Annotated in this window: 10 protein-coding genes; 2 read left to right on the forward strand and 8 right to left on the reverse strand. The window is 71.1% G+C overall.

Translation table 11 applies throughout. The features are described from left to right. Nucleotides 1-188: 188 nt before the first annotated feature. The 4 genes from AC1DVT_RS16465 to AC1DVT_RS16480 all read right to left on the reverse strand — a co-directional run bounded on the left by AC1DVT_RS16465 (nt 189) and on the right by AC1DVT_RS16480 (nt 3640). Nucleotides 189-974, reverse strand: a complete 786-nt coding sequence (locus AC1DVT_RS16465; RefSeq protein ID WP_477390060.1) for an IclR family transcriptional regulator domain-containing protein — start codon at nt 972-974, stop codon at nt 189-191. A 16-nt stretch (nt 975-990) separates the two neighbouring features. Then, nucleotides 991-2160, reverse strand: coding sequence for a thiolase family protein (locus AC1DVT_RS16470; RefSeq protein WP_477390061.1), 1170 nt, complete (start codon nt 2158-2160; stop codon nt 991-993). Between the two features lie 62 nt (nt 2161-2222). After that, nucleotides 2223-2888 (reverse strand): 3-oxoacid CoA-transferase subunit B, encoded by a 666-nt coding sequence (locus tag AC1DVT_RS16475; RefSeq protein ID WP_477390062.1) that lies wholly within the window; start codon nt 2886-2888, stop codon nt 2223-2225. After that, nucleotides 2885-3640: a 3-oxoacid CoA-transferase subunit A gene (locus tag AC1DVT_RS16480; protein ID WP_477390063.1), complete on the reverse strand. Its 756-nt coding sequence runs from the start codon at nt 3638-3640 to the stop codon at nt 2885-2887. The genes AC1DVT_RS16475 and AC1DVT_RS16480 overlap by 4 nt, the downstream gene beginning before the upstream one ends. Nucleotides 3641-3769: 129 nt before the next feature. Between AC1DVT_RS16480 and AC1DVT_RS16485 the strand changes: the two genes are divergently transcribed. Further along, nucleotides 3770-4039: an AbrB/MazE/SpoVT family DNA-binding domain-containing protein gene (locus tag AC1DVT_RS16485; protein ID WP_457099540.1), complete on the forward strand. Its 270-nt coding sequence runs from the start codon at nt 3770-3772 to the stop codon at nt 4037-4039. After that, on the forward strand, nt 4039-4452 hold the full coding sequence (locus AC1DVT_RS16490; protein ID WP_477390064.1) for a PIN domain-containing protein: 414 nt from the start codon (nt 4039-4041) through the stop codon (nt 4450-4452). The genes AC1DVT_RS16485 and AC1DVT_RS16490 overlap by 1 nt, the downstream gene beginning before the upstream one ends. A gap of 22 nt (nt 4453-4474) precedes the next feature. Here AC1DVT_RS16490 and AC1DVT_RS16495 read toward each other — a convergent pair whose 3' ends face one another. From AC1DVT_RS16495 to AC1DVT_RS16510, 4 genes are all read right to left on the reverse strand, one after another. After that, nucleotides 4475-5479: an acyl-CoA thioesterase gene (locus AC1DVT_RS16495; protein ID WP_457099542.1), complete on the reverse strand. Its 1005-nt coding sequence runs from the start codon at nt 5477-5479 to the stop codon at nt 4475-4477. Nucleotides 5480-5510: 31 nt separating this feature from the next. Further along, entirely contained in the window at nt 5511-5912 is a 402-nt protein-coding gene (pcaC, locus tag AC1DVT_RS16500; protein ID WP_477390065.1) for a 4-carboxymuconolactone decarboxylase, read from the reverse strand. Next, a complete protein-coding gene (locus AC1DVT_RS16505; RefSeq protein WP_477390066.1) occupies nt 5899-6720 on the reverse strand; it encodes an alpha/beta fold hydrolase in 822 nt (273 codons plus the stop codon). The genes pcaC and AC1DVT_RS16505 overlap by 14 nt, the downstream gene beginning before the upstream one ends. Beyond that, a partial coding sequence (locus tag AC1DVT_RS16510) for a lyase family protein (RefSeq protein ID WP_477390067.1) occupies nt 6717-7251 on the reverse strand: 535 nt, incomplete at its 5' end. The genes AC1DVT_RS16505 and AC1DVT_RS16510, both read right to left, overlap by 4 nt.

The following is a 7251-nucleotide window of genomic DNA, read 5'->3' on the forward strand; positions in this document are numbered from 1 at the left end:
GGCTTCTCCACAGGCGCGGGATATGAATCCGCGCCTGTGGAGAAGCCAGATTCGAAGGCGGCTGGGGAGGAGAGGATGCCGTGGTCTGCGGCTCTCAGGAGCCAAGCAGATCGCCCCGCGCGGCGCGGGGGTTCGACGCGTTTCGTCTCGCTTCGCTCGCTCAACGACCGAGCGGTCGCGGTCGCGCCTCAGACCATACGAAGCTCGGCCTCGATCGCGTCCGCGGCCGACCGCAGGGCGGGCAGGTAGACCTCCACCACCCGGTCGACCGTGTCGCGCGTCGCACTCGTCGAGACGTTGAGCGCCGCAGCGACCGCGCCCGTGCGGTCCCGCAGGGGCACCGCGATCGAGCGGAGTCCAGGCTCGAGCTCGCCGTCCACGAGCGACCAGCCCTGCTCGCGCACCCGCACCAGTTCGTCGTGCAGTGCCGACGCGTCGGTGACCGTGCGGTCGGTCAGCGGGAGGAGAGCGGATGCCGCGGCCGCGGCATCCGATTCCGCCTCCGGCAAACCGGCCAGCAGCACGCGCCCCATGCTGGTCGCGTAGGCGGGGAAGCGCGTGCCGATCGTAATGCGGACGCTCATGATCCGCCGCGTGGGCACGCGCGCGACGTAGACGATATCGGGGCCGTCGAGCACGGCCGCCGAGACGCTCTCGTCGACATCGCGGGAGAGGCGCTCCAGGTGCGGCTGCACGATCTCGGGGAGCGAGAGCGCGGACAGGTAGCTGAAGCCGAGTTCGAGCACGCGCGGGGTGAGCGCGTACGTGCGGCTCGTGCCGTCGCCCGACCCGCGCACGTAGCCGAGCGTCTCGAGGGTCCGGAGGAACCGCCGGGCCGCGGCCCGGGGCATGTCGGCGCGGCGGGCGACCTCGCTGAGGCTCAGCTCGGCGTGCTCGGCGGCGAACGCTCGGATGACCGAGAGCCCCCGCGCGAACGACTGCACGAAGTCGACGGATGCCTCGGCGTCGGTCATGCCGCAACCTGAGGCTTCACCGCTCGAGGACGACGGCGAGGCCCTGGCCGACGCCGATGCAGATCGCGGCGACCGCGACTCCCCCGCCGCGCCGCGCGAGCTCGTGCGCCGCGTGGCCGATGATCCGCCCGCCGGACGCGCCGAGCGGGTGGCCGATCGCGATCGCGCCACCGTGGATGTTGACCCGCTCGGGGTCGAGGTCGGGCCACAGCTGCAGGCACGCGAGGCTCTGCGAGGCGAACGCCTCGTTGAGTTCGACGAGATCGACGTCCGCCCACGTGCGCCCGGCGCGCGCGAGCGCACGGTTGGCCGCCTCGACCGGGGCGACCCCGAAGACATCAGGGTCGTTGCCGAAGACCCCGCGGCCGGTGATCCGGGCGAGCGGCTCGGCATCCAGCGCGCCCTCCCGTCCGAGCAGCACGGCCGAGGCGCCGTCGTTGATGGAGGACGCGTTGCCCGCCGTCACGGTGCCGTCCGCGGCGAACAGCGCCTTCAGACCGCCGAGCTTCTCCATCGTCGTGTCGGCACGGATGCCCTCGTCCCGCGCGAGCTCGGCACCCGGCACCTGCGCGATCTCGGCGTCGTACACGCCGGCCGCCCAGGCCTCGGCGGCGAGGCGGTGGCTGCGCAGCGCGAAGTCATCCTGCGCCTCCCGCGAGATGCCGTAGATGCTCGCGAGCTTCTCGGCGGACTCTCCGTTGGAGATCGTCCAGTCCTTGCGCAGCGCCGGGTTCGTCATCCGCCACCCGATCGACGTGTTCCAGAGCGTTTGGTTGCCGACGGCCGGCCACGGCTTCGGCGACTTCTCGACGACGAACGGCGCCCGGCTCATCGATTCGACCCCACCGGCCAGGATGAGGTCGGCGTCGCCGGACTCGATCGCCCGCGACCCCTGGATCACTGCCTCGACGGCCGACCCGCACAGGCGGTTCACCGTGACGCCGGACACGCTCGAGGGGAACCCCGCGAGCAGCGCGCCCATGCGGGCGACGTTGCGGTTGTCTTCGCCGGCCTGGTTGGCGTCGCCGAAGATGACGTCGTCGATGCGCGCAGGGTCGATTCCGGTGCGCTCGACGGCCGCACGCATCGCGACGGCGGCGAGATCGTCGGGACGGATGCCGGACAACGCGCCGCCACCGCGCCCGAACGGGGTGCGCACAGCGTCGTAGATGTAGGTCGCGGTCATGTCAGTGCTCCTCTGGCGTTTCGTCTCGCTTTGCTCGCTCAACGACCGGGGTCGGCGTCATGTCAGTAGCCTTCTGCGATGCCGGTCGCGGCATCCGTCAATCGGAGTCCGGTGAGCGCGGCGAGTGAGGCGACCGTGTTGTCACCGAACGCCTCGCGGACCACGAGTCCGTCCGCCGTGACGTCGAAGACGGCGTGGTCGGTGTAGACGCGGGTGACGCAGGCCACGCCGGTGAGCGGGTACGTGCAGTCCGCGACGAGCTTGGACTCCCCATCCTTGGTGAGGAGGTCGGTCATGACATAGACCGACTTGGCGCCGATCGCGAGGTCCATCGCGCCGCCGACCGCGGGGATCGCGCCCGGGGCGCCGGTCGACCAGTTCGCGAGGTCGCCGGTCTCGGACACCTGGAACGCACCGAGCACGCACACGTCGAGGTGCCCGCCGCGCATCATGCCGAACGAGTCGCCGTGGTGAAAGTACGCCGCACCGGGCAGCTCGGTGACCGCCTGCTTGCCCGCGTTGATGAGATCGGGGTCGACGGCGTCGCGCTCGGGCGCCTGGCCCATCCCCAGCATCCCGTTCTCGGTGTGCAGGATGATCTCGAGGTCGTCGGGCAGGAAGTTCGCCACGAGGGTCGGTGCGCCGATGCCGAGGTTGACGTACGAGCCCTCCGGAATGTCGGCGGCGATGCGCGCGGCGAGCTCGTCGCGGCTGATGCGGGTGGTCATCGGTGCGACTCCTTCTTGGACGGCCGATCGAGCGGGAGACCCTCGAGATCGACCCCGCCGACGAACGCGCCGTCGTGAAGCCACGGGCGCTCGCCCACCGCGACGACGCGGTCCACGAAGATCCCAGGGGTGACGATCGCCTCCGGATCGAGGTCGCCGAGCGGCACGATCTCATCGACCTGGACGATGGTGCTCGCAGCGGCGGACGCCATGATCGGGCCGAAGTTGCGGGCGGTCTTGCGGTAGACGAGGTTGCCCCACCGGTCGGCCCGCAGCCCGCTCACGAGTGCGAAGTCCGCTTTGATGGGGTACTCGAGCACATAGTCGCGGCCCTCGATCTGGCGGAGCTCCTGGCCCTCGGCCAAGAGCGTCCCCACGCCGGTCGGCGAGAAGAAGCCGCCGATGCCGGCACCGGCTGCGCGGATTCGCTCGGCGAGATTGCCCTGCGGGACGATCTCGAGCTGGATCTCGCCGGCCCGGTAGAGACCGTCGAACACCCACGAGTCGTGCTGCCGAGGAAACGAGCAGATGATCCGGCGCACGCGTCTGCGGGCGAGCAGCGCGGCGAGCCCGACATCGCCGTTGCCCGCGTTGTTGCTGACGATCGTCAGGTCGCCCGCGCCCTGCTCGATGAGGGCATCGATGAGCTCGACCGGCTGACCGGCCCGCCCGAACCCGCCGATCATGACGGTGGAACCGTCGGGGATGCCGGCGACCGCGGCAGCGGCATCCGGAACCGTCTTGTCGATCATGCGCGTCCAATCCGTTCGCTGTGCGAACGCGTGTTCGTCTGTCGATACAGAATAGCGTGACCTCCAGAATTCTCATAGTCCTTACCTGATGTCGGGCGTAAGGTGAAGTCATAGGAGAAAGGAATCGCCATGGCGACCGCGACGATGACGAGCAAGGGCCAGATCACCGTGCCCAAGGAGGTGCGCGACGACCTCAAGCTGGTCACGGGCTCCAAGGTCATGTTCGTGAAGCTGCGCGGGGGTCAGTACCGCCTGATTGCCCGGACCGGCAGCGTCGACGACTTCATCGGGATGCTCTACGACCCCGACCAGCCCGCGCTCACCATCGAAGAGATCAACGACGCCATCGCTGAAGGCGGCGCAGCCAGTGGAATGCGTGGACTCGAGGACGAGCGCTGATGCCCATAGAAACGATGATCGGCATCGACACGAACGTCGTCCTGCGGGCAGTGCTTCGCGATGACCTACAGCAGTCGGCCACCGCTGCACGCCTGTTCCGCGAACTCACGCCCAGCCGTCGCGGCTTCATCACGCAGGTCACACTCGCCGAGACGTACTGGGTCATGGCACGCGCCAAACGACTACCGCGCGACACGTGCCTCGCCGTCATCCGCAGCCTCGTCGAGACCGAGGTGCTCGAGTTCGACGACGGCGAGACAGTCGTGCGCGCCCTCACCCTCGCCGAGGAAGGCGCCGACTTCGCCGATGCGCTCATCCAGGGCAACATGGAGCTCTTCGGCGCCGAAGAGACCGTCACTTTCGATCGGGATGCCGCGGAGCGCCTGGGCTGGCGTCTCCTCGCCGACGACTGAGGGGGCCGACGGCTGAGCCGGGCTACGGCTCGAGCGCGAGCGAGGCCGGGATCGGCACGATCCCCTGCCGCAGCACGATGACCTCGCGGGCGTGGTCGTGCAGGCGCACGTCCTCCGCGGTGGTGGGATCCCACCGCGGCACCGGCTGCGCGACCCCGTCGTCGCCCGGCACGACGAAAACGCTCATGCACTGGGTCGTGAGGGTCAGCTCGTGCGGGGCCCGAGGGTCGGCGGTCGAGACGCGGATGCTGAGGTGCATGCTGTGCGGGCTGGTGTAGATGAGCCGCGCCTCGACCTCGGCGAGGTCGCCGATCCGCACCGGCGCGAAGAAGTGGATGCCACCGGAGTAGACCGCGACCGCCTCGCTCTCGCGGTCGCCGTCCCGCGCCCAGGAGGCCGCGCAGGCGTAGGCGGCTTCGTCGATCCACCGCATGACGGTGCCGCCGTGCGCCTTGCCGCCCCAGTTGACGACGCCTGGCGGCACCAGGAAGCGCAGCGTCACGCGCGGGCCGCGGCCGGCGTCGGTGTACTCCTCGTCGAGCATGAGCCGCTTGATCTCGGCCCGCGCGGCCATGCGATCCTTCGCCGCGCTCTCGAGCTTGTGATCGGATCGGGATGCCGGCTCCCAGACCGGCACCTCGGTCGCACGTCCGTCGGCATCCTTCGCGACGAACACGAGGACGCAGGTCGTCGCCGGGCGGTACGACCGGGTGCTGACCTCCGCTGCGGAGACCGTGACCACCACGTGCATGCTGGTGCGGCCGGTGAGGACGATCCGCGCCTGGACCTCGACGAGGCTGCCCGGCCGGATCGGCCGGCGGTGCGTGACGTTGCCTACGTAGGCGGTCACGCAGTACGCGCCCGACCAGCCGACGGCGCACGCGTAGCCGGCCTTGTCGATCCACTCCATGACGCTGCCGGCGGCGATGGACCGTCCTCCGGCAGCCGTGTCGGCGGGCGTCGTCATGAAACGCAGCGTGATCCGGTCGTCGCGACCGGCCGTGCGAAGGGGTGTCGGCGTGCTCACGGCGCCAGCCTAGGGGCGCGGCATCCGCTCGTCAGTGCTCGCCTGCGAATACTTCATTCGCAATCCGGAAGGCGGTGTTCGCCGCGGGGACGCCGGAGTAGATCGCGGACTGCAGGATCACCTCGCGGATCTCGGCCACGGTCAGCCCGTTGCGGAGGGCCGCGCGCAGGTGCATCGCGAGCTCTTCGTGGTGGCCGTGCGCGATGAGCGACGAGAGCACCGMGACAGATCGCGACCGCCGGTCGAGGCCCGGCCGCGACCAGACATCGCCCCACGCCACGCGCGTGATGAAGTCCTGGAAGTCGGCGGTGAGCTCGGTCGTGTTTGCGACCGCCCGGTCGACATGTGCGTCCGACAGTACGGCCCGGCGCACCGCCATGCCCTGGTCGTAGCGCGCCTCGTCGGTCAGCCCTTCACCCTCAGGTCTGGTCATGTACCGCTCCTTCCACGTCGTAGCCCGCCGCTTCGGCGAGGCCGTCGAAGAACTCCCGCAGCACCGCGGCGGTGCCCTCGGCGTCGTCCGCGGGCGGCAGGTGTGCGGCATCCGCGAGGCCGATCGGCCGCCCGTGCTGCACGTCCTCGGCGATGCGCCGCAGGTCGGCCTCGGGCGTCACCGCGTCGTGGGCGCCCCAGACCGCGAGCACCGGCACGGCGATGTCGCCGAGGAGGTGCCGCACGTCGTAGGCGGCGAGCGCCTCGCAGCAGAGGGCGTAGCTCTCGTCGTCGGTGTCGCGGAGAGCGTGCAGCAGCCGGCCGGAGATGTCGGGATTGCGCTCGATCGAACCCGGCGCGAACCAGCGCTGGGCCGAGCCGATGACGAGCGACGCGGTGCCCTGCACCCGCACCTGGGCCGCCCGCTGGTGCCAGCCGTCCGGCTCGCCGATCTTCGCGGCCGACGCGATGATCGCGGCGGAGCTCACGAGTCCGGGATGCCGGAGCAGCAGTTCGAGCCCCACGGCGCCGCCGAGCGAGACGCCCGCGTACCGCACGTCGGTCTCGCCGAGCTCGTCGAGCGCCTGGGCGACGGCGTCGGCGATCTCGCCGATCGTGAACGGCGACGTCGCGGCGGGCGCCCGGCCGTGCCCTGGCAGGTCGAGGATCGCCACCCGGTACCCGTCGCCGAGGAGCGGCACGACCTTCTCCCACAGGACGGCCGAGGTGCCGAGCGAGCAGCCGAGCACAAGGAGCGGTGCCCCGGCCGGACCCTGGGGCGCGGTGAGGGCGATCGGTGGAACGGTCACGGAGCCTCTTTCGGTGTGGGCCCACGCCCGGTGGTCTGGTCGACGACCCGCGCGGCGAGCCCGACGTACTGGGCGGGATCGAGCAGGGCGGCGACGTCGATGGGCGCGGCGCCCGCGCCTTCGAGTGCGGCCGTGACGAGCGCGCCGAGGTCCTCGCCCTGTGCGGCCGCCGCGACCAGCCCGGCCACGGCAGCCTTGCCGATCACCGGAGCGAGCACGATCGAGAGGCGTTCGGCGACGATGAGCCCGCGGGTGAGCGCGAGGTTGTGTGCCACGGCGGCGTCATCCACCTGCAGCCCTCGGACGAGCACCGCGCCGTGCGCGGCCACGCCGCGGGCGAGGCTCAGCAGCTCGGTGAGCGTCGGCCACTCCGCGTGCCACGCGCCGTCCGGCCGCTCGTCGACCGCGAATGCGGCCGCCAGGTGCAGGGTCGCGCCGAGCTGCGGGGCGCGCAGCGCGGCGGAGCGGATGAGGACGGATGCCGCGGGGTTGCGCTTCTGCGGCATCGCCGACGATCCGCCGCCCGCACCC

It is taken from the genome of Microbacterium sp. P2_F9, from assembly GCF_056403635.1.

Excerpts from the sequence above, each read along its gene's own strand:
- AC1DVT_RS16465 (WP_477390060.1), bottom strand. The coding sequence starts at position 974 with ATGACCGACGCCGAGGCATCCGTCGACTTCGTGCAGTCGTTCGCGCGG.
- AC1DVT_RS16470 (WP_477390061.1), bottom strand. The coding sequence starts at position 2,160 with ATGACCGCGACCTACATCTACGACGCTGTGCGCACCCCGTTCGGGCGC.
- AC1DVT_RS16475 (WP_477390062.1), bottom strand. The coding sequence starts at position 2,888 with ATGACCACCCGCATCAGCCGCGACGAGCTCGCCGCGCGCATCGCCGCC.
- AC1DVT_RS16480 (WP_477390063.1), bottom strand. The coding sequence starts at position 3,640 with ATGATCGACAAGACGGTTCCGGATGCCGCTGCCGCGGTCGCCGGCATC.
- AC1DVT_RS16485 (WP_457099540.1), top strand. The coding sequence starts at position 3,770 with ATGGCGACCGCGACGATGACGAGCAAGGGCCAGATCACCGTGCCCAAG.
- AC1DVT_RS16490 (WP_477390064.1), top strand. The coding sequence starts at position 4,039 with ATGCCCATAGAAACGATGATCGGCATCGACACGAACGTCGTCCTGCGG.